Origin of the sequence: Pseudomonas sp. SIMBA_067 (assembly GCF_046534675.1) — a bacterium.
GTDB classification, from domain to species: domain Bacteria; phylum Pseudomonadota; class Gammaproteobacteria; order Pseudomonadales; family Pseudomonadaceae; genus Aquipseudomonas; species Aquipseudomonas putida.
The window spans coordinates 1-274 of sequence record NZ_JAWRYH010000397.1 but is presented as its reverse complement, the minus strand read 5'-3'; the positions used below and the strand labels follow the sequence as shown (position 1 = coordinate 274).

The following is a 274-nucleotide window of genomic DNA, read 5'->3' as shown; positions in this document are numbered from 1 at the left end:
ACTCGCCACTTTTATTACACCTTAGGGCGTGATGTGGTGGGAGAGTCGCAGTTGTATTTATATCATGCATTGGCGCTGACAATAAGAGATAGACTCGTTGCGCGTTGCAGAGAAACTAATCAGCAAATTAAACAACAAAAACGCCGCAAAACAGCGTATTTATCGCTAGAGTTTTTAATGGGTAGAGCACTGGGTAATGCGGTACTCAACCTTGATTTAGAGTCTCAGGTAAGTACTGCACTGCAAGCTTACTGTACTGAGCTGGAAAATGTAG

1 protein-coding gene is annotated in these 274 nt (G+C 43.1%); it reads left to right on the top strand.

The features are described 5' to 3' along the window. Positions 1-274: hypothetical protein (locus SB765_RS29605; protein ID WP_410932488.1), on the top strand; the 274-nt coding region annotated here is incomplete at both ends.